The 21402-nt window shown below is 50.7% G+C and carries 17 protein-coding genes; 8 read left to right on the top strand and 9 right to left on the bottom strand.

Annotated elements, in window-relative coordinates; translation table 11 throughout:
* The first annotated feature begins 206 nt into the window (after positions 1 to 206).
* The 3 genes from ACN0R1_RS07815 (at position 207) to ttcA (ending at position 4221) form a co-directional block, all read left to right on the top strand.
* Positions 207 to 1481 (top strand): amidohydrolase family protein, encoded by a 1275-nt coding sequence (locus ACN0R1_RS07815; protein ID WP_417581590.1) that lies wholly within the window; start codon positions 207 to 209, stop codon positions 1479 to 1481.
* A 101-nt stretch (positions 1482 to 1582) separates the two neighbouring features.
* A complete protein-coding gene (locus tag ACN0R1_RS07810; RefSeq protein WP_417581588.1) occupies positions 1583 to 3223 on the top strand; it encodes a methyl-accepting chemotaxis protein in 1641 nt (546 codons plus the stop codon).
* 89 nt (positions 3224 to 3312) lie between these two features.
* On the top strand, positions 3313 to 4221 hold the full coding sequence (gene ttcA, locus ACN0R1_RS07805) for a tRNA 2-thiocytidine(32) synthetase TtcA (RefSeq protein ID WP_417581586.1): 909 nt from the start codon (positions 3313 to 3315) through the stop codon (positions 4219 to 4221).
* 5 nt (positions 4222 to 4226) lie between these two features.
* Here ttcA and ACN0R1_RS07800 read toward each other — a convergent pair whose 3' ends face one another.
* From ACN0R1_RS07800 to ACN0R1_RS07780, 5 genes are all read right to left on the bottom strand, one after another.
* Positions 4227 to 4940: a YebC/PmpR family DNA-binding transcriptional regulator gene (locus tag ACN0R1_RS07800; RefSeq protein WP_417581584.1), complete on the bottom strand. Its 714-nt coding sequence runs from the start codon at positions 4938 to 4940 to the stop codon at positions 4227 to 4229.
* Positions 4941 to 5070: 130 nt separating this feature from the next.
* Complete coding sequence (locus ACN0R1_RS07795; RefSeq protein ID WP_417581582.1) at positions 5071 to 6315, bottom strand: NAD(P)/FAD-dependent oxidoreductase; 1245 nt, start codon at positions 6313 to 6315, stop codon at positions 5071 to 5073.
* Between the two features lie 231 nt (positions 6316 to 6546).
* Positions 6547 to 7698 carry a peptidoglycan -binding protein gene (locus tag ACN0R1_RS07790; RefSeq protein ID WP_417581580.1) on the bottom strand — a complete coding sequence of 384 codons (1152 nt, stop codon included), beginning with the start codon at positions 7696 to 7698 and terminating at the stop codon, positions 6547 to 6549.
* On the bottom strand, positions 7698 to 8546 hold the full coding sequence (locus ACN0R1_RS07785; protein WP_417581578.1) for a hypothetical protein: 849 nt from the start codon (positions 8544 to 8546) through the stop codon (positions 7698 to 7700). Before ACN0R1_RS07785 ends, ACN0R1_RS07790 begins: the two co-directional genes overlap by 1 nt.
* Before the next feature lie 131 nt (positions 8547 to 8677).
* Positions 8678 to 8881, bottom strand: coding sequence for a DUF2892 domain-containing protein (locus tag ACN0R1_RS07780; protein WP_417581576.1), 204 nt, complete (start codon positions 8879 to 8881; stop codon positions 8678 to 8680).
* Between the two features lie 123 nt (positions 8882 to 9004).
* Here ACN0R1_RS07780 and ACN0R1_RS07775 point away from each other — a divergent pair, with 123 nt between their 5' ends.
* From ACN0R1_RS07775 to ACN0R1_RS07755, 5 genes are all read left to right on the top strand, one after another.
* Positions 9005 to 9742 carry an AzlC family ABC transporter permease gene (locus tag ACN0R1_RS07775; RefSeq protein WP_417581574.1) on the top strand — a complete coding sequence of 246 codons (738 nt, stop codon included), beginning with the start codon at positions 9005 to 9007 and terminating at the stop codon, positions 9740 to 9742.
* Entirely contained in the window at positions 9742 to 10062 is a 321-nt protein-coding gene (locus ACN0R1_RS07770; RefSeq protein ID WP_417581572.1) for an AzlD domain-containing protein, read from the top strand. Before ACN0R1_RS07775 ends, ACN0R1_RS07770 begins: the two co-directional genes overlap by 1 nt.
* Before the next feature lie 103 nt (positions 10063 to 10165).
* Entirely contained in the window at positions 10166 to 15151 is a 4986-nt protein-coding gene (locus tag ACN0R1_RS07765; RefSeq protein WP_417581570.1) for a diguanylate cyclase, read from the top strand.
* Positions 15152 to 15197: 46 nt separating this feature from the next.
* A complete protein-coding gene (locus ACN0R1_RS07760; protein ID WP_417581568.1) occupies positions 15198 to 16607 on the top strand; it encodes a hypothetical protein in 1410 nt (469 codons plus the stop codon).
* A 138-nt stretch (positions 16608 to 16745) separates the two neighbouring features.
* Entirely contained in the window at positions 16746 to 17453 is a 708-nt protein-coding gene (locus ACN0R1_RS07755) for a GntR family transcriptional regulator (RefSeq protein ID WP_417581566.1), read from the top strand.
* Between the two features lie 55 nt (positions 17454 to 17508).
* On the opposite strand, the gene ACN0R1_RS07750 is transcribed toward ACN0R1_RS07755, so the two are convergent.
* The 4 genes from ACN0R1_RS07750 to ACN0R1_RS07735 are packed head-to-tail and all read right to left on the bottom strand — an operon-like array spanning position 17509 to position 21401.
* Positions 17509 to 18759: an NAD(P)/FAD-dependent oxidoreductase gene (locus tag ACN0R1_RS07750; RefSeq protein ID WP_417581564.1), complete on the bottom strand. Its 1251-nt coding sequence runs from the start codon at positions 18757 to 18759 to the stop codon at positions 17509 to 17511.
* 13 nt (positions 18760 to 18772) lie between these two features.
* A complete protein-coding gene (locus ACN0R1_RS07745; RefSeq protein ID WP_417581562.1) occupies positions 18773 to 19708 on the bottom strand; it encodes a proline racemase family protein in 936 nt (311 codons plus the stop codon).
* A gap of 11 nt (positions 19709 to 19719) precedes the next feature.
* Positions 19720 to 20658 carry a dihydrodipicolinate synthase family protein gene (locus ACN0R1_RS07740; protein ID WP_417581560.1) on the bottom strand — a complete coding sequence of 313 codons (939 nt, stop codon included), beginning with the start codon at positions 20656 to 20658 and terminating at the stop codon, positions 19720 to 19722.
* A gap of 20 nt (positions 20659 to 20678) precedes the next feature.
* Positions 20679 to 21401 (bottom strand): amino acid ABC transporter ATP-binding protein, encoded by a 723-nt coding sequence (locus ACN0R1_RS07735; RefSeq protein ID WP_417581558.1) that lies wholly within the window; start codon positions 21399 to 21401, stop codon positions 20679 to 20681.
* Position 21402 lies beyond the last annotated feature (1 nt).

The raw sequence follows: 21402 nt of genomic DNA, 5'->3' as shown, positions 1-21402 counted from the left end.
GTCGGATATAAGCGTGCAACACATCTGCTCGAGTCAAAAATAGCTTGCAACACGGGCGGGTCCATATAAGCCCGCTCAGCGGGCGAAAGCGGGTTCGCTCACAGAGTGAGCTCCTACAGAAAGCGGGTTCGCTCACAGAGTGAGCTCCTACAGAAAGCGGGTCCGCTCACAGAGTGAGCTCCTACAGAATGATGTGAAGGGTGTTTGTGAATATTCATGGAGGGGTAGGTTTGGTAGAAATGACACGCCGTGGTTTTATGTTACGTGCTGGGGTAGGGACGAGTGCTTTGTTGTTAGGAGGCTGTAAAACACCCCTGATCAGTGAGCCACGATTGTTGAATCCTTGTGCGACAGTCTTGCCACCTGAACTGGCAGGCCACCCGCTGGTTATGTCTGCCTGGGAGGGGTTGCGACCGGAGAGAGTGTGGGATGCGCATGTGCATCTGGCGGGTATTGGTGATACCGACAGTGGCATAGAAGTGTCTCGGCGTATGATGAGCCCGGTGTTTCCTGCTCAGTATGTGCAGCGCCTTTTTTATATGAACGCTGGTTGTGTACATAAATCAGATGATTTTATCGATCCAAGCTATGTTGCCAGAATTCAGAACCTGATGAAGTATATGCCCGAAGGTTTCAAGGTGATGCTATTTGCCTTAGATCGTACGTACGGGTTGGATGGGGCTGCCCGGAGCAGTGATACAGCGCTTTATGTACCCAATAGCTATACCCGGGATGTGGCACAGTCTATGTCAGATCGTGCGGAATGGGTCTGTTCTATACACCCCTACCGGGAAGATGCTCTGGAGGCATTGGCTCAAGCGAAACAAGAAGGAGCTAAGGCCGTTAAGTGGTTGCCACCCGCGATGGGAATCAATCCGTCTTCACCACGCTGTGATGCGTTTTATGACGCGCTGTTAAGTCATAATTTGCCGTTGATCACTCATGTAGGCGAGGAAATGGCCGTGGTGGGAGCTGGACGGCCGATTTGGGGAAATCCCCTGATGCTCAGGCGAGCCTTGGATAAGGGGGTTAAAGTTATTATGGCGCACTGTGCCAGCATGGGTGAGGATACCGACCTGGATCAAGGCGAAGATGGGCCTCGGGTGGAAAGTTTTTCGCTGTTTCGTCGCCTGATGAATGAGCGTCACTATGAGGGACTATTGTTTGGAGATATTTCTGCTATTGCTCAGCGTAATCGCGAGTTTGAAGTTATTGCCGAGTTGCTAGAACAGGAAGCCTGGCATGATCGGCTGCTATTTGGTTCCGATTATCCTCTGCCCGGCGTGCTCCCTCTAACATCCCCTGTATTGCTGGCCAGAGCTGGGTTGCTTGATCCAGATGCCGTGCAGACCATTACTGAACTACGCCGCTACAATCCGATTCTGTTTGATTTTGTGTTGAAGCGCCATTTGCACAGTCGGGGCAAAGGGTTTGGTAAACAGGTTTTTGAAACTAGACGGGTGTTTGATTCAGCCTTGTAGACGCCTGATATATAGATTTTTCTATTGTTTTTTTTAAATTCAGGTTTACTATTTAAGGAAGGCCTAAGGGCTCTATAAGGAAATTTATACAGGGTTGGCTTATGAACACATCGTTATCTCTTCGCGCACGTATTTTCCTGATCGTGTTGCTGGCAGTTATTGGAATTGCCGTACTCACCGTTACCTCATTATTCTCTACAAAGCGTGATCTCACTCAAGGGCGTATTCAAGTGATACAGTCGATTGTGGAATCGGCTTATAGCATTGTAGAGCACTTCCATACGCTGGAAAAAAATGGCGTGATGACGCGCCAGGAAGCACAGAATGCTGCGGCCGAGACGCTGGTAGCAGGACGTTATGGCGGTGCGGATGGTAAGGCTGAATATGTCTATGCCTGGACTATGGAAGGTGTTGGTGTGGCGCATGTTAATCCAGCTTTCATAGGCAATAATATGCTCAATGAAATTCGTGATGGAGAAGGCCGTTACATCCTTAAAGAGATAGTAGCCTCCCTGAGAACACAGCCTTCTGGGGCATTTTTAGATTCCGGGTTCGTTCGACCGGGTGGTACTGTCCCGGTGGATAAGTTACTTTATTCAAAGACATTTCAGCCTTGGGATTGGTTTATTGGCACCGGCATTTATATGGATGATCTGGCAGCCGACTTGCGACGTGAGTTACTTAAAGACGGCTTGGTCTCATTACTTATTCTGTTGGTTATTGGTGTATCCGGTTACCTGATTGCCTTGAGTATTTTACGCCAAGTGGGTGGTGAACCTGCACTCGCGATTGATCTGATGTCCAGGGCGGCTAAGGGCGATCTGACCATACACATTGATAATGCCCCACCAGGTAGTCTACTGGCCGGACTTGAGTCGATGGTTTCATCTATCCGTGCCACTGTGATTGAAATTCGCAATGAATCGAAAAATGTCCACAATAATGCCAATACCATCAATCAGGCCTCAGCCGATGTCGCACAAGCGGCTAATGATGAGTCGGAAGCGATCACTTCCATGGCTGCCGCTATTGAAGAGATGACAGTGAGCATCAGTCATATCTCTGAGAGCGCAAAAGAGACGGAAGAAAACTCCCGTTTCGCTGCCAAAATGGCACAGCAAGGGGTGACGCAGGTCAGCTCGGCCAGCAACGAGATCAATAAAATTGCCGACATGGTCAAGGCGGCTTCCAGTAAAGTGGGAGATCTGAATGCCAATGCCAGCCGGATATCATCCATTGCCAGCGTTATTCGCGAAATTGCCGAACAAACCAATCTGCTGGCGTTGAATGCGGCTATTGAGGCCGCGCGTGCCGGTGACCAAGGGCGTGGTTTTGCTGTCGTTGCTGATGAAGTGAGAACGCTGGCAGCACGTACGGCTACGGCAACCAGTGATATTGAGAAAATGATTGAAGGTGTGCTGACGGGAACTGCGCAGGTGGTGGAAACCATGGAGGCCGCTTTGCCCCAGGTAGAGGCCGGTGTTGTGGCGACTGAGTCAGCAACGGCGCTATTAGCGCAGATCAGGCAGGGCGCTGAATCGACATTAGTGAGCGTCACGGGTGTGGCAAATTCGACCCAGGAACAGACACTGGCAAGTAGCAGTATTGCTGAAAAAGTTGATCAGATTGCTCAGATGATGGAGATCACCAGCGGCGCCATGCACTCTACCGCAGAAAGCGCCAAAGAGCTGAACCACATCGCTTCAGAATTGAATACGATGGTGAGCCGTTTCAAGTGTTGATTGGTGAGGTTGTGTAAATAGATGCGGTTAATTCGACAGCAGGCTATACTATTGCCCCTCTGTCGAATTAACCCGTTTGCGGAACTTCCATGACCAACTGCTCAGAAACCCAGGACAAAAAACTCAAAACCCGTCAAAACAAATTGCAAAAACGTTTGCGCCGGGAAATGGGGCAGGCCATTGAAACCTTCAATATGATTGAAGAAGGTGACAAGGTCATGGTGTGTCTGTCGGGCGGAAAAGATTCATTTGTGATGCTCGATATTCTGATGAATCTGCAGAAGAGTGCACCGATTACCTTTGAACTGGTGGCCGTCAATCTGGACCAGAAGCAACCCGGTTTTCCGGAGCATGTTTTACCGCACTACCTGAGCGAACTGGGTGTGCCTTTCCATATTGTCGAGCGTGATACCTATTCGGTAGTGAAATCGGTGGTACCCGAAGGTAAAACCACCTGTGCGCTCTGTTCGCGTTTGCGTCGGGGGACCTTGTACGGTTTTGCTGAGCAGATCGGCGCCAATAAGATTGCCCTGGGGCATCATCGCGATGATATTCTGGAAACCTTCTTCCTGAACATGTTCTACGGCGGTAAGCTCAAGTCCATGCCGCCCAAGCTGGTATCTGATGATGGCAAAAATATGGTTATTCGTCCGCTGGCTTATGCACGTGAGAAAGATATTGCCGCCTATGCCGAGCTGCGCGGCTTCCCGATTATTCCGTGCAACCTGTGTGGTTCACAGGAAAACCTGCAGCGTCAGGTGATCAAGGAGATGTTGCAAGGTTGGGATAAAAGCCACCCTGGTCGCATTGAAACCATGTTCCGTTCCCTGTGCAATGTCGTACCTTCGCATCTGGCCGATGCGGAACTCTTCGATTTCAAAAATCTACAAGTGGGTTATGCCCACGGCCTAGTGGATGACGCAGCGGATTCTGAGCTGTCCAGCCACCCGAAGGCGGCTGTACAGATGCTGGAACGGATCGATATTCTGTCTTTGTAACGGGATCAGTCGACGTTATGGTAGATGTTCTGCACATCGTCCAGGTCATTCAATAGATCGATAAAGCGCTCGAACATCGGCTGGTCTTCTTCGCTTATTTCAGTGGTAGTTTGTGCCAGGAACTGGATGGCATCCACTTCGTAATCTATATCACCGAAGGTGGCCGCGAGTGCCTGTTTGACATTGAAGTACTCGGTGTTAGGGGCGAAAATAGTGATCATACCGTCTTCATTTTCGATATCGGTAACATCGACATCGGCCATCATCAGGGCTTCGAGAACCGCTTCTTCATCGTCACCTTTGAACGCCAGAATGGCACAGTGATCGAACATGTGGCTGACACTGCCCTGCGTGCCGATTTTACACTTGGTTTTGGTGAAGCAGTGGCGTACATCACCGAAGGTGCGGTTAGGGTTGTCGGTCAGGCATTCTACGATCACCATGCAGTTACCTGGACCAAAGCCTTCGTAGCGGGCTACTGAGAAGTCTTCACCACCAGACCCTTTGGCTTTATCCAATGCTTTATCAATAACATGTGCGGGGACCTGATCCTTTTTAGCACGTTCCATCATGCCGCGCAGGGCTAGATTTCCGGCTGGATCTGTACCGCCTGATTTAGCGCAGACGTAGATCTCACGAGCATATTTACTGTAGACCTTGGTTTTTTGATCGGCCGTTTTGGCCATGGATTCTTTGCGGTTCTGGTAGGCGCGACCCATGCGGAGAGTCCTGTATGATTGCTGTCGGATTAAAAAATTAGCCCAATTTTACGCACAAACGTGAAATTGGGCCATTGAATTTTTTAACGGACTTAATTTACCGGCTTAGATTACTGGCTTAGATTACTGGCTAGAAACGCCCAGCGCGGAAGGGCTGCATATCGATGGCAGTTTTTTCGTTGTCCATCATTTCACCCAGCAGTCGTCCGGTGGCTGGTCCAAGTGTAAAGCCTTGGTGACCATGACCGAATGCCAACCACAGGCCTGGGTGCTTTGGTGCAGGACCAATCACTGGCTTCATATCCGGGAAGCAGGGGCGAGCGCCTTTCCAGGGATCTTTATCGGCACGTGCTCCTATTGGGAAGAGCTTGCGTGCGACTTTTTCAGCCGCATCCAACTGACCGTAGGCAGGAGGGGCATCCAGATTAGCTAACTCTGCTCCCGTGGTCAGGCGAATACCTGACTTCATCGGTTCAAGCAGATAACCCTTTTCAGCATCCATAATCCAGTAATTCAGGGTGGATTTGATGTTGGGTTGTTGGTAATGCATGTGATAGCCACGCTTCACAAATAGCGGGAAATTGTAGTTCAGTGGTGCCAGGTACTCTTGCGACCAAGGGCCCAGTGCAACCACAACTTCGGCGGCATCATGACGACCTTTCGAGGTAGTGACCGTCCAGTTGTCGGCTGAGTTCTGCACGATAGAGTTCAACTCGGCTTCCAGGAACTCACCGCCTTTGGCTTCAAAATCTTTGGCATAGGCTTGTACCAGGTCGCCAGGTGATTCCACCGTCCAGGAGTTTTGCCAGTGTATCGCACCGCAAACATCGGCTGAGAGGCCCGGCTGCATTTCAGCCAGTGTTGCACGATCAATACGACGTGAAAGAACGCCTTGTTTAGCCGCTTCCAATGCTTCTTTATGACGGATATCCAGCTCGGCTTCAGTGCGGTAGAGTTCTAGCCAGCCGTTTTTCTGTATTAGCCCGTCAGCCCCTGAGGCTTTAATCATTGGATCATGCTCTTGGGTAGACAGGGCGATGATTGAAGCGTATTCAGGAATGATTTTGCTGTAGCGTCCTGGGAATGAGTTCAGGTAATAGCTGAGCAAGGGGCTGGCCGCTGCAAACATGCCGCTGGGCTTATAGCGGATATCGATACTGCGGTTTGGCAATACCCGTAGCAGGGTTTTCAGGTCATGAGGAAACGCATAGGGTCTGACGGCCTCGCGTTGAATAATACCGGCATTGCCGAAAGAGGTTTCCAGTCCTGGTGGACGACGGTCAATCAGCAACACCTTACGGCCTCGCTGCACCAGATGCCAGGCAATGCTGACGCCTACTATACCGGCACCTAATACGATGGTTTCCCGAGACATTACTTTCTCCTGCTGAAGAAGGTTAATTTATGACTAAGAATTCATTCTAGCAGAAGGTTTTTAATTTTCCTGTATGTGTTTGATATTTAAAGATAATATTTTGTTTTTCTAGGTTTTTGTAGAGCAAAAATCTGTGCTTTGCTCAAAAGACGAGATTTATTGCTTATTTTGAAAATGCAATTGAAGGCGCCTGCAGCGTTTGGCTAACGGCGCTTAACACATCACTGAAAATTAACGATCTGTGAGTTTGATCTCGATGCGGCGATTACGCTGCAAGGCTTCAGCAGAGTTACCTGAATCGACCGGGTAAAACTCACCAAAACCTGCCGCCGCCATATGTTTCTGCGGTACGCCCTGTGAAGCGAGATAGCGTACAACGGCCACAGCACGTGCAGTTGATAATTCCCAGTTAGAGGGGAAAGCCGGGGTATTGATAGGCAGGCGATCAGTATGGCCATCGACCCTGAGTATCCAGTCGACGTCGTCGGGGATTTTTGCAGCTATTTCCAGTAACAGCGCAGCAAACTTGTTCAGTTCAGCTCGACCTGAAGCACCTAGTTCAGCCGAACCTGAGGCGAAGAAAAGTTCTGAAGGCAGCAGGAAACGATCGCCGACTATGCGAATATTTTCATTGTCTTCCAGAATATCCCTGAGTCGGCCAAAAAACTCGGATTGGTAACGCTCCAGTTGATTGACACGTTCGGCCAGAAGTCGGTTTAGACGTTGTCCCAGGCCCGCAATTTCAACTTCGCGTTCAGCACTGATGGTTTCCTGGAGTTGCAATGCGGCACTGATCTGTTTCAGTTGCTCTTGCAGAGCATCAATGCGCTGCGTTAGCTGAAGAATAAAGTCCTGCTGAGAGGCTGTCAGTTCCTGCTCTTCTCTTAAGGCGGTGTCGCTGGATTGTATACGGCTGGTTAGCCCGGTAATCTGACCTTCCTGTTCATCGGCGAGGGTGCGTAGTTGCATAAATGCGGTACGTTCCTGCTCCAGTTGCGTTTCCAGTTCAGTGGCACGGCTAGCAATTTGCTGGTGCGCCTGTTCAGAGTCATTTAGATCACCTAATAAACTATCGAGGGCCTGTTGCATGGCTTCTTCGCGGGATAGGCTCTGTTGGTAAGAGCTGCGCAGACTGGTCAGTTCGGCTGTGAGCTGTTCGGTACGTTCCTCTTCCAGCATCAGCAGGCGGGAAATTTCGTTCAGACGGCTGCTCAATTGGACCAGTTCGGAGTCTCGATCAGACAGGGCCTGCGACAAGTAGAGCTGGCTGACCATGTAGATCATCAGCATGAAAATAACCAGCATCAGCAAGGCCGACAGTGCATCCACATAACCTGGCCAAGCGTTTATCTGACTACGTTGTCGGCGACCGGACCCCAGCATCAGCGATTGTCCTGTTCTGCCAGCTTGGCCGCCAGTTCGGCATTTTCTTCGCGCAAGCGCTCGACTTCCCTGAGCGTATCTATGCCGGAAATATCGTAATCCCAGTCATCAGTTAGCACCGGGGGGACTTGGCCGGTTTGATGGGCCTTTTCAACCAAGTGGGTAACGCCGGTCAGCCACTCTTCAAGACCATCATAGAAACGGTTCTGGGCATGGCCAGCCTGAATGTCCAGAAAGCCGAGTAACAGCGATCCGCCCAGACCCAGCAGGGATGAGCTGAACGCCGTGCCCATGCCTTCAAGCGGTGTCAATAGGCCGGATTGCAGACTTGAAAACACATCGGCAAAATTGCTCTGTTGCATATCCAGATTAATAATCACCTGGCCAACCGCATTGATTGTGCCTAACAGCCCCCAGAAAGTACCTAGCAGACCTAAGAAAATCAGCAAACTGATAAAGTAACGCGTAATTTCGCGCTGTTCATCCAGGCGTGTACGGATGCCATCCAGTACGGTTCTGAGCGAGAGGGCAGACAGAGAGAATTTGTCACGTTTGTAGTCTTCACCCAATTGTCGGGCAAGCGGTTTGAGTAAGCGGGGTTCCTGGGTGACTGACAAGCCCACACGCCCAGTACGAAATTGGGCAACCCAGCGAATTTCCGGGAACAACACAAATACTTGCCGGTAGGTGATACCTATACCGATCAGTAATACGCAAAATATCAGCGCGTTGAATACCCAGTTAGCCATGAAGGCTGTCTGTAGCGGCACATAAATTAGTACACAGATTGCACCGACTACACCCAGAAACAGTGTCATCCAGAACAGCGTGTGTTTGGGGTTACTCATCTTTACCACCCGCCCGAAAATCTGATTCAGTAATTGTCTGATCATCCATGACTCGGTGGCGGGTGTAAAGGGGCTGGGGTTAAAAAGGGGTCTGAAGTGTCCTTATGACAAAACAGATCCCTTTTAAAGCCTTAATCAAAGGCCTGGCCGGGTTTTACGCCCAGTTTTTTCAATATAATAACCAGCGGGCAGAAACCGGTGAAGGCTGTTTGCAGCATATTTACACCGACAAAGGCCGTGAATAGCAGCCACCAGGGGCTGACCCAATGGGCCAATGCAAGGCTAATCAGAATAAAGCAGCCGGCAAAAGCAAAAACGGCGCGATCCAGTGTCATGTTGATCTCCAGAGTGAAGTCGCACAAGGCGGCTTCGGTAAATGGGTTTCAGTAAGCGTGAAATCTAATATAAGTTAATGCTAATGTTTTGTCTATCCCTGTCCCGGAGTTATGGAGTGAAAGGTGCGAGAGTTAATGGCGGTGAGTAAAACAGATGAGTTCTCAGCTGGGGTAAAGGCCACCTTGCCGCTGATAGTAGGGGCTATACCCTTTGGTATTATTTTTGGTACCTTGGCTGAAACCAGTGGTTTGTCAGCCTGGGGTGCCATGGCTATGTCAGTCATCGTCTATGCCGGTTCCAGCCAGTTTATTGCACTCGGCTTACTGGCCGCAGGCGCTGCTATCCCGGTTATTATTCTGACCACCTTTGTGGTTAACCTACGGCATTTATTGTATGCCGCGAATCTTGTGCCGAAAGTGAGTCACCTGCCGCTACGCTGGCGCATCATGATGGCGTTTGGCCTGACTGATGAGACTTTTGCGGCTGTCAGTAACCGTTTTTTACGTCAGACATCCATCGACACGGCGCACTGGTTCTATCTGGGCTCGTTTGTGGCCATGTATGGTAATTGGATTCTGTGTACCTTCGTCGGTATCGTGCTGGGTGAAATATTTCCGGATATGACCGACTGGGGGCTGGATTTCGCCATGTCGGTTACCTTTATCGGTATGGTGGTACCTTATCTGACCAACCGTCCTATGTGGGGTGCGGTGATAGTGGCGGGTGCTATGGCTGTGGCAACCGCCTTTATGCCTCACAAGCTCGGTTTGATTGTGGCGGCGGTGTGTGGCATTACTACCGGTATGTCTTTGTATCTGCTGCAGTCGCGCCGACAGGCTCAGCTACAGGAGATCGAATAATGCAGGAAGTCTATTTGATTCTGGGTATGTTCCTGGTGACTTTCAGTGTGCGTTTCCTGCTTTTTGCTGTGGCTGGCCGGGTGCACTTCCCCTTGTGGCTCAGTCAGGCGCTGGGTTTTGTACCGCCGGCAGTGCTGACCGCTATTATTGTTCCGGCGGTATTGATGCCGGAAGGGGATATCTGGTTCAGTTGGCAAAACCCTTGGCTATTAGCTGCCGTATTTGCATTTTTTGTAGCGCTGATTCGTAAGGATCTGATGACTACTATAGTAGCAGGCATGCTGGCGTTTATGCTGCTACGCTTTGTACTAGGGCTTTAACACTGGACACGGGACGGCTCATCGATGATTATCAACTAAAGCGGCGAGGTTTCCTGATCCTAATGAGCCTCTAATTGATCTCTTTACATTAAGCATAGAGTAAATGGAACGGTACTTATCTGCGAATGATCTTAGTGATATAACCTTGCTGCAGGAAACGACCAGGTCAGAGCTCTGGTTAGCGATGCTATCCTCTGAGCCTGTTGTGATAAAGCGCAGTAAACTCGTGGTACCGGGGGTATCTCATGCTGATATGCTGCGCAATGAGTGCGATCGTCTGCAGCAGTTCCAGCATGAAAAGCTGATCTCTGTAAAAGGAATAACTACCTGGAATGATACTACTGTGCTACTGCGGGAGTATTTTGAAGGCCTGCCGCTGGATCTTTTTCTGGCAGACAATCCTTTATCTGAACATCAATTTATACGCTTGGCTGTGGCGCTGGTTGAGGCGATCCAGTCTATTCATGATGCCGGATTTATACATACCCGATTATCCCCTGAACATATTCTGCTAAGTACCGATCTGGTTGATTTTCGGATTCTTGGACTTGGGCAGGTCTGGCGGCGTGAATCAGAGAATCAATTTCAGAGTGATCTGACGTTGCTCAATAGCCCTTATCAGGCACCAGAACAGCATCCTCGTTCAGGTGTTCTGGTGGATGATCGCAGTGATATATACGCCTTAGGTGCTTTGTTCTATCTGATGTTGACCGGGCAGCCTCCTGCCGATAGGCAAACCGAGGCGTTATCAACGCCTGGACAGCAGATTCAGGCGAACCTGCAAAGGCAGCGTCCTGATGTCGCACCGGTTTTGGTGCGCATACTGGATAAAATGCTGGCAACTGATCGGCGTCAGCGTTATCAGACCCTGGAGGCCGTAGCCGTAGACTTGCGAATCTGCGTTGAAATGTCGGAGCGTGGAGCACCACTAGCGGATTTCGAAATTGATCATCTGAGTGATGTCAGTCGGCTGTTCAGTCAGGGTGAGCAATATGGTCGGGAAGTGTCACTGCAGTTGTTAGTCACCACGCTGCGTCAAGCCGTGGGCCAGCCTATGGCGACGGTCCTGGTACGGGGTGTATCGGGTATCGGCAAATCCAGTCTGGTTTATGCCGCACAGCAGTCTGTGGCCGATCAATACCATTTTGTCCAGGTTAAATATGACCAGTACGCCTCCAACAGTCCGTTTGAAGGGTTGTTCGCGGCATTACGACAACTGTTATGTCAGCTGCTGTCTGAATCGTCTGAGCAGGTGCAACGCTGGGGTGATACCTTTCGCCTGGTTCTGGAGAAAGATGCCGGTATTCTGGTAGAGGCTATGCCCGAGTTGGCCTTGTTCATAGGTCAGCCTCCGGCGGTGGTGACGCTGCCTGCGGCTGATGCCAAAGTACGCCTTTATCGTTTGTTGAGTCGTTTTGTGCAAACCCTGGCAAGTATTGACCATCCCTTATGTATATTTCTGGATGATTGTCAGTGGGCTGATACGGCCACATTGGAGTGGTTGGAAACCATACAGCATGAGCAGCATTCAGTCGTTGTTATCCTGGCATTCAGAGATGATGTTGATAATATGACCAGCATGCTCGGCGGTTTTCTGGAGCGGCTTCAGGGGCGGCAAACACTACAGCAGGATATCAGACTGGAGCCACTCAGTGCCCAGGTGATCGGTGATCTGTTGCAGCAGCGCCTTAAACTGTCGAGCGACGCCGCCGACGTGTTGGCCGTTACCATTGTTGCAAAGACCCATGGCAACCCATTTTATATGGCGGAGTATCTGCGTCAGTGCCAACTGCACCGGGTACTTTGGTTCGATCCTACAGAGTTGATCTGGAAGCTGGACTTGCAGCAGCAGGCTGATATACCAGCTAGTGAAAATGTTGTGCAGTTATTGGCAAAGCGTCTGGCATTTTTGTCGAATGAGACGCAGCAGGTGTTGAAAACAGCCGCCTGTATCGGTAACCGCTTCGATAGCGACCTATTGAAGCGACTGCTGCCCGATCTGGCCGTTGAACGGGCGCTGGTACACGCGCAGGCCGGTGGTTGGTTGATGCGTCAAGCCCCCGAAGGGGAGTATGCTTTTCCTCATGATCGCATACAGCAGGCCGCCTATGGCCTGATGGACAAGCCATCCCTTCGACAGGTGCACCTCTCTATTGCTCAGTGTCTGGCGGGCAGTGATGCAGTCGAATCTCGGTTGCTGGAGTGTGTGTATCACTTCAATGCGGCCCTGGAACAGATTACTGATATACAACTGCTGGACCAGATTGGTCGGCTGAATCTGCGTGCCACCGAGGTTGCCAAGAGCAATGGTGATTTTCATCTGGCACTGGGGTACGTCATTCTGGCGATGAAACTCTTGTTGCCGCAACAAACTGATCCACAACTTCGTGCTGAAGTTTTTAAAGAGCGTGCTGAATGTGAGCACCTTTGTGGTCAACAGTTGACAGCATTAAGCTATTATCAGCAGGCGCTACAAGCCAGTACTGATGCGCGACAGCGTACCCGAATCTATGAATTGCTGATTAAATTACATACCGATTATGGAGAGTTTCAGCAGGCGTTTGACACAGGCAGGAAAGCCTTGTGTCACCTCGATTTCAGTGTACCGGCTGGCTTTAATCCAGTAAATTTTGCAGCCGATTACCTGCACCTCAAACGCAAACTGCGTGGCTCCACGACAGAGGCATTATTGGCCTTACCCGAGGCCAGCGATGCACGTATTCGTGATCAGATTTTATTGTTGTCAGCCATGCAAAAAGCGGCCTATCAGATACGTCCCGAGCTCTGTGTGGCTTTGGCTGCCAAGCAAGTGCGTTTGTGCTTACGCTACGGTAATACCCGAGAAGCCGTGGTGGGCTATATGGTGTTCGGCGTGATCTTCCTGGGTGGTGTGCGTGGTCTTGCCGAAGTCGGGTGTAAATATGGTCGTTTGTCGCTGGCTATGCTTGAGCGTTTCAACAACCAAATGCAGAGTGCTGAAGTGCCGTTTGTGTATGGTTACTTTGCGCATTCCTGGCTACATCCGGCCAGTGATACCGAACGTTACTGGCAGCGGGCCTTTGAACAAGGACTTAAAGTAGGGGACTGGTTTCATGCAGGTTGTGCAGCGACGGGAATTCTGCAGAGTCAGTTAATGCGGGGGCAACCGCTGGAGCAAGTGTTGCAGCAGTGTGATTATTTCCAGGCAACCTTGCAACGCATCGGTGCACTTGAGCATGATCAAGTGTTGGTAGGGATTCGCCAGGTGTTACTCAATCTGCGCCATCCTTCACCATCCCTGCCGGTGTTTAGTCATGAGGGCTTTGATGAAAGCGCTTATCTGGATAAATTGAGTCAGTATGGCTCACGTCATTTTGCCCATTTGTACTACATCAATAAAATGTGGGTGCTCTATTATCAAGGCTATTATGATGAAGCAGCAGCGGTTGCCGTCACCAGTCAGGGGTACATGAAAGACAGCCAGGGCATGTTGCATGCGGCTGAGCATTGCTTTGTGCATGCGTTGATTCTGGCACAAACGCTCCGATCCCATGACGGGCTGAAAATGCACCGGAATCATTTTCGAATTAAACGTTATGCACGGCAATTGCATCGCTGGGCCAAACAGTGTCCTGACAATTTTCTGGATAGAGCGCAATTGCTTCAGGGTGAGCTGTATCGCCTTGCCGGACGTTTTGGCAAGGCGCTTGGGTGTTATCAGGAAGCCTGTAAAACAGCTGAATTTTACGGCCATCTGAACCTACAGGTGATTGGACATCAACTGACTGAACAGCTGTATACCAGTCAAGCTCAACTCTTGGCCGCCCAGTGTCATCAACTGGAAAAGCGGCAGTTGGCCGAAAAATGGGGAGTGGATAGCCGATACCCTCAGACAGGACGCCTCAGTGTTGTCAGGCAGGCCGGTCAATTCGATCTCGACAGTCTCGCCCAGGCCGTGGAAGTGATCAGCCAGGAACGCCGCTTACCTCGATTACTGGAAACCCTGATGACTATTTTGCAGGAAAATACCCTGGCACGGCGTTGTGTACTAATACTGCAGGAGGACCAGCAGTATTTGATTCAGGCCGAATCTTCAGTGGAACGTGCTGAAATCCAGGTGATGCAGAATCAAGCCTATGATCAGACAGCCGATCTACCACTGCGGGTAATTAATTATGTGATCGCCTCACATGAACCGATTTTATTAGATGATGCCTGCCACTATGCTGTGTTTGCTAATGACCCCTACTTTGCCCGTTATCAGGTGCTGTCAGTCCTTTGCGTGCCTTTGATGATTCAAGGGCAGGTAAAAGGAATTGTTTACCTGGAAAACGACAGTGCAGCCGGGGTGTTCACCCAGGACCGGTTTGCCTTGTTGCGTTATCTTGGCGGGCAAATTGCTATTTCGATTGAAAATGCGCTGGTTTATCAAAAGCTGGAACAGAAGGTGGGGGAGCGCACCCAGGATATCGAACGGCAGAAGCAGGAGTTGCAGAATCAGTACGATACCATTTGTCACCTGAACCAGCGACTGACCGAAGAAAATGATGAACGTAAACTGGCTGAGCAAAAACTGCAGAACGCCAATCAACAGCTGCAAATATTGGCTACCACCGATGGGCTGACCGGATTGAGTAACCGTCGGCATTTCAACCAGGTTTTGCAGCAGCAATACCTCTATTGCAAGCGGCATGAATTACCCTTTGCATTGCTGATCTGTGATCTGGATGAATTCAAGGCCTACAACGACCATTATGGGCATCAGGCCGGAGACGAATGCTTGATTGCGGTGGCCGAATGCTTTACCTCAGTGGTTAAACGGCCTGGGGATCTGGTCGCACGCTATGGTGGTGAAGAGTTTGCAGTGATTTTATCGGCCACTGACCATGAAGGCGCTCTGCACATTGCTGAACAGATTCACCAGGCCCTTAAGCAGCGTGATCTGGCGCATGAGGTGTCTTCGGTGGCCTCTCGGGTCACCATGAGTATTGGGCTGAATGTGGGTCTGGAGCTGGATACGGATCAGTTGATTCTTCGGGCAGACAAGGCCCTGTATCTGGCTAAAAGTGCGGGTAAAAATCGTACCTGTGTTTTTACTGCTGATGACTGAATCCCTTTTGGATATAAACGCTTGCCAAGGTATTAGGAGATAAACCATGTCGCTAGTCTGCCGTAAACAGATACTTCCTGCTGTTTTGATTGCTACGCTAAGTCTGCCGTTGGCGGCCGAGGTCAACCCTTTTGCCGTGAATGATGGCAACATCCCTGATGCCTCGGAATATGATGGTCCACTGTTTCGGTTTGACTACCAATACCCCGACAAAATTCAGGAACCCCTGGAGATGCCTTGGCGCGAGGTGTTGGATGGCATGCCGCTGAATAAAGCCAAGGCGCATGACTATGTGCTGGCATTGAAGCAGTTTGTCGAAGACCCCATGCGTATCTTTGTGACTCAACCCGAGGTGTGGAATCAGCATCCGCAAACAGGCTGGTACAGTATGCTCTGGGCCGGAGAGGATATACCTGTGACTGGCTGGGAAGGTCGAGATGCCATTTATGGTACCTATACCGGCCAGATTCAGGCGGCTTCAGTCTATGCCGACTCTGGCTTGACCGTGGACGTGCGCAACCATGCCGCCATCTATTACAACCAGACAGCTGCCTATGCGTTAGGACGGGTATGGCAAGACTGTGATGCGGTGACGGCCAGTTGCTCGCCCAGTCTGATGGCTGGTGAGGCGCAGTTCCCGGAAGGTTCAGTGATTATCAAAGCGGCGGCGGCTACAGCCACACCCGATGAGTGGCCGGTATTGGAGGGGGCGGCTGCCTGGCAGATCTACCGTCGGCCCTTCAATCAGCAGGGTACCATTCATGATCAGCCACCGGTAGTGACCGATGTGCGTGTGGCGATCTTCGATATTATTGTCAAAGACAGTGTGGCTGCACCCGATACTGGATGGGTTTTCTCCACACTGGTATACGATCGGGATGCCTTGGGTGATGATGCCTGGGACCGGATGGTACCCTTGGGTGCCATGTGGGGGCTGGACCCGGATGTCAATTCAGCCTTGCATCCAGAGCAGCCGTTACAGCAAACCTATGTCAATCCTGAAGCTCCGGATTATGCCACCGTGACGCTTGGCTATGGCGGGCGGTTATCGGGCCCGTTTGATATCGCGGTCAAAAACGATGTGTATGTTGATGGCAAATTAGTGAAGTCGCTGCGAAGCTCGTCTTGCATGAGCTGCCATGGCACTGTGGCCTATCTGCCCAACAGCGATAAAATGCTGACCTATTTTTATCCGGCCAAGCCACCGATTAGTACCCCGTTGAATATGTACACGCCTGGCTCAGATGACTGGAATGCCTGGTTTACTAATCGCTGGGGCGATCAGACTCAAACAGATGAAGCGGGTGCTATTGCACTGGATTACAGCACCTTTATGGAAATGGTACTGATGAACTACGCGTCGCAACAGCAGACACAAGATAATCAGCTTAGTGATGAAGCTTACCAGCAGTTCTGGAAAACCTGGCGGTTGCATATTCAGGCGTTCAGGCACTGAAATCAACCCATTGGGAGTCATACTCTCTAGCAGGTAAATAAAAAAACAATGTGTCGACAAGTTGCGTTGTTCACGTTAGCATTCTATTGGCTCAGTGTTGAGCTGTATTCTAGAATGATTTAATGCAGGAGAAACGCCTTGTCTTCACAACCAGACACTGAAAAACTAGCCGAGCGCCGTCGTGGCTCTGGGGTTTCAACAGTGTATGAAAAACTTCGCAATGAAATCATTGATCTGACACTGGCTCCAGGTACACCGCTGGAAGAAAAGCAGCTTTCCGAGCGCTTTCAGATGTCACGTACACCGATTCGAGAAGCGTTGCTAAAGCTGTCTGCCGATGGTCTGGTTGTTACCCTGACTAACCGTTCAACCGTTGTGTCACATATCGACTTGCTCAGCTTGTCATCCTACTTCGATGCTTTAACACTTATGTATCGAGTGAATACCCGCCTGGCGGCTGAAAATGCTACCGAAGCGGATTGGGATATTTTGGCAGCGTTACAGGCGCAGTATGCCGATGCGGCGGAAAGTGGCGATGCGTTAAAAATGATCATCGTAAATCGTGAATTTCATGTGGCCATCGCTGAAGCTGGTGGTAATAAGTATTACCGGGATTTATTTGTGCGCCTGCTGGACGAAGGGCGGCGGCTGTTGCGACTTTACTACACCTCGTTTAATGACCAACTGCCACGCGAGTATTCTGATCAGCATGAAGATCAGATCAAAGCTATCCGTAACCGCGATGTTGAACTAGCCGATAAGCTGGCCAAAGAGCATGCTGACCAGATAGTGTTGCAGATTCAGCGCTACATCTCTGAAGATAAAAGACAGGATATTGTGCTTTGATATGCAAGCACAATATCCTGCCCGTCCTGTCTGGATGCTTTAGTGGAACTGCAAACTAGTGAAACCGCTTGGCACTAAAGGGTGTTCGGTCAATGGCTGAGGCTTCACCCAATACCAAATCCTTGACCAGTTGTGCAGAGCCTGCCGACTGAGTCAGGCCCAGGTGGCCATGGCCAAAACAGTAAATTACCCGGTCAGTCTGGCTGGCTTGGCTGATGACCGGCAGGCTGTCGGGCATAGACGGTCTGAAGCCCATCCACTGAACACCCCCGGCGGTGTTTAATTCAGGCAAAAAGCGCTTAGCTTTATTTAGCAGCATTTGTGCCCGCTTATAATTGGGTGGTCGTCGCAAACCGCCAAATTCAACAGCACCACCGACACGCACCCCCCCGTCAATACGTGAGACGACAAAGCCATGCGCGGGAAATGTCAGGTGAGTTTTAAGCTCAAATGCACCTGCAGGAAGGGTGGTGTTGTAACCGCGTTCTGTATCCAGTGGTAAACGATCACCGATGCTCTGCGCCAGGGATTTCGACCAGGCACCACAGGCTAGAATGACTTTGCCAGCCGTTTGGCTGCCTTGGTCAGTGATCAGTGTGACGCTATCTGACCCAGGTTGTATGGCGCTGACATGGGTAATGACGATCTCGCCACCTGCTTCCTGAAAATGCTGGGCCAGCCGTTCAACCCAGGTGGCTGGATTGCATACGTTCATCCAGGCGGGTGTGTAGGCCGCATGGGTGAAGCGTTCCGATAGACCAGGCTGAATAGCGGCAATGGCGTCTGGTCCGGTAAGCAGGTCTACTTCAATACCCTGTGCCTGTTTCAGTTTCAGACTTTCCCGATTGGCATTAAAGTCCGCTTCCCCTTCGTAGAGCTGCAGCTGCCCCTCACGCTGAATCATCTCTTCAGCCTGTATTGAGGTGATCAGTTCTTCCAGACACTGCTTGGATAGCTGCATTAATGATGTTTGCGCTCGGGTTGATTGTTCATAACGATCACGCCAGCTGGCACGCCAGAAGCGCAGCATCCATGGGGCAAATTGCACGGCGTACCCTAGCGGCAGGGAGAGGGGGCCTAGTGGATCGAGCAGCCAGCGAGGGGCTTTGCGCATAATGCCTGGGGTTGCCAGAGGCTCCACTTCGGTAAACGCAAATGCGCCCGCATTACCCTGGCTGGTTTCTGCAGCGACCCCCGTGCGCTCAAGCACGCGTACCTGAAGACCTGCGCGTTGCAGTGCCAGAGCACAGCTCAGTCCAATCACACCGGCACCTATAACAATGATATCTGCATCGTGTTTCGTCATGTTGTCTCCTTGCTTATACAGCCGTTATACCACAACGATAGGGGTCTTCTGCATGAAAAATCAGTTCATTCAACGCCGTTACATAGGCCGTGCCGGTAATAGTCGGAATAATGCCGCCCTGATCACCAGGAATATAGCTTAGGGTGTAGGTGCTGCTGATAATGCTTTCTTGAATCCAAACTGTTTCTGGCGCCAGCAACGCATCAGCCGCGAGACAGGCCAGTTTGGCCGAACAGCCCGTGCCACAAGGTGAGCGGTCATAGGCTCCTCCAGGACAAAGTACAAAATTGCGGCTGTTGGCATTGGCGGCTTGTGCTGGACCAAACAGCTCGACATGGTCAATTTCTGCGCCATCCTTGCCGGTGATGCCTTGCTGCTTTAACGCATTTTTGATCCGCAGGGCTACACGTGTTAAGTCATCAATACGGTCAAACTCGAGTGGTAGCGGAGACTCTTTAACCAGAAAAAACCAGTTCCCGCCCCAGGCGATATCACCGCTGATATCGCCGACTTCAGGTACAGAGAGAGACACACTCTTTTTATAGCGGTAACTCTCAATGTTTCTCACCGAGGCTGTGTTTGGCCCATGCAGTTCAACTTCAACTACACCAACCGGAGTTTCAAAACGGTGAGTTCCCGGCTGGAGTTGTCCTGTATGAGCCAGGGCAACCGCTGTTCCCAGTGTTGCATGACCACACATGCCGAGATTGCCAACTGGATTGTAAAAAATTACCCCTGTACAGCAGTCTTCGAGACTTGTGGGTACCAACAGGGCACCCACCATGGCGTCATGCCCACGCGGCTCAAGCAGCGTGGCGGTGTAAAAGTCAGGATGTTGAACGGCCAACCGTTGCGCGAGCTGCGCAACGGTGCCTTGTCCAAGCTCTGGACCGCCTTCTAAAATGACGCGTGTGGGCTCACCTTCAGTGTGCGTATCGATCACTCGCATCCTGTATTCTCCTAGATTTGCTTAACCCAATCAGCGTACCAATTCTGGAACAGTGTCAGTTGCTTTTCCAGATGTTTATTCTGACTCGCCGAGAGTTTGTCAGAGGCGATAAAGTGGTGTTCAAACTCGCTATAGCCTTGCAGGACCATCAGGCGTTTGTAGAAGAGTACCAGGTCGGTCCCTTCATCGAAGGATGACAGCACCTGCAGTGCACTGTCGAGTTCTTTTGCCAGGCGTCTAGCGGTGGCATCACCGACAGCGGCTTTTTTGCATAGATCAATCAAGTGCAGCACTTCTTTAGGTAAGGCGTTACCTATACCGGTAATTGCCCCACGTGCACCGCAGTTAACAAAACCATGATAAACCGTGGTGTCGACCCCGACCATTAGCGATACCTGGTCATCCTGGTTGGTGATGTTTTCAGCCGCGTAGGTGAGATCTTTTGCACCGCCAAATTCTTTGAAACCTATCAGATTAGAGTGCTGCTCGCGCAACTCGAAAAACAGCTCGGCGCGGGTGGCAAAGCCGTAATAGGGGCTGTTGTAAATAACAGACGGAGTGAGGGGGGCGGCTTTCAGAATGGCTTTAAAGTGCGCCTTCTGAGCGGCGATGGATGTGCCACGTGACAGCACGCGTGGAATCACCATTAATCCTTGTGCGCCTACTTTTGCAGCGTGTGCCGCGTGAGATACTGCGCTTTGGGTATTAATAGCGCCAGTGCCTACGATCACCGGAACACCACCCTCTACTAATCGAGCCACACCCTCCTGACGCTGGGCATCAGTCAACAGCGGCCAATCACCCATTGAACCACAATAGACGACTCCAGACATGCCCGCTGAGATAAGCTCTTGACCTACACGCACCAGTGCGTCGAAGTCAGGGGTTCCTGACACATCGCAAGGGGTCATTAGTGCTGGAATGCAGCCGTCATAAATTGTTGTATCCATTGCATCACTCCTTATAGTGATTAACGCACTTTCGACAGAAAAGTGCTGGTATGTACTGATTTAGGGTTTTTGAATAGTTGTTCGGGTGGGCCTATTTCTTCCATGATGCCCTGATGAAAAAAGGCCACGCGATCGGAAACATCGCGAGCAAATCCCATCTCATGAGTAACACAAATCATGGTCATGCCCTCCGAGGCCAGCATGCGCATGGTGTCCAAAACTTCGCCAACCAGTTCTGGATCAAGGGCCGAGGTGGCTTCATCGAACAGCATGACTTCGGGTTCCATTGCCAAGGCTCTGGCAATGGCTAAACGCTGTTGTTGACCACCCGATAGTGCGGATGGATAACTATTAATTTTATCTGCCAGCCCAACGTGTTTAAGCTGCTCTGTGGCTTGCTTGATCGCTTCAGCTTTACGCTTTCCTTTAACGATGCGAGGCGCCAGGGCGACATTTTCCAGGGCGGTGAGGTGGGGAAAACTATTCCATTGCTGGAACACCATACCCAGTTTTTGCCGCAGCTTATTCAGATCTGTTTTGGCGTTATGCACCTCAACGCCATCAATTCTAATTTGACCTTGATGGATGCTCTCCAGGCCATTAATACAATAGAGGAGCGTCGATTTTCCCGATCCTGAGGCGCCAATGACGGAAAGCACTTCACCCCGTTGTACCGTCAGGTCAATCCCTTTGAGAACCTCTAGCTCTCCATATTTCTTATGTAAATTGGTAATTTCGATCATT

The sequence above is a fragment of the Nitrincola sp. genome, from assembly GCF_048264025.1.
In the GTDB taxonomy this organism is placed as follows: domain Bacteria; phylum Pseudomonadota; class Gammaproteobacteria; order Pseudomonadales; family Balneatricaceae; genus Nitrincola.
Note: the sequence above shows the minus strand (reverse complement) of the source record. Positions and strands in the feature narration are given on the sequence as shown.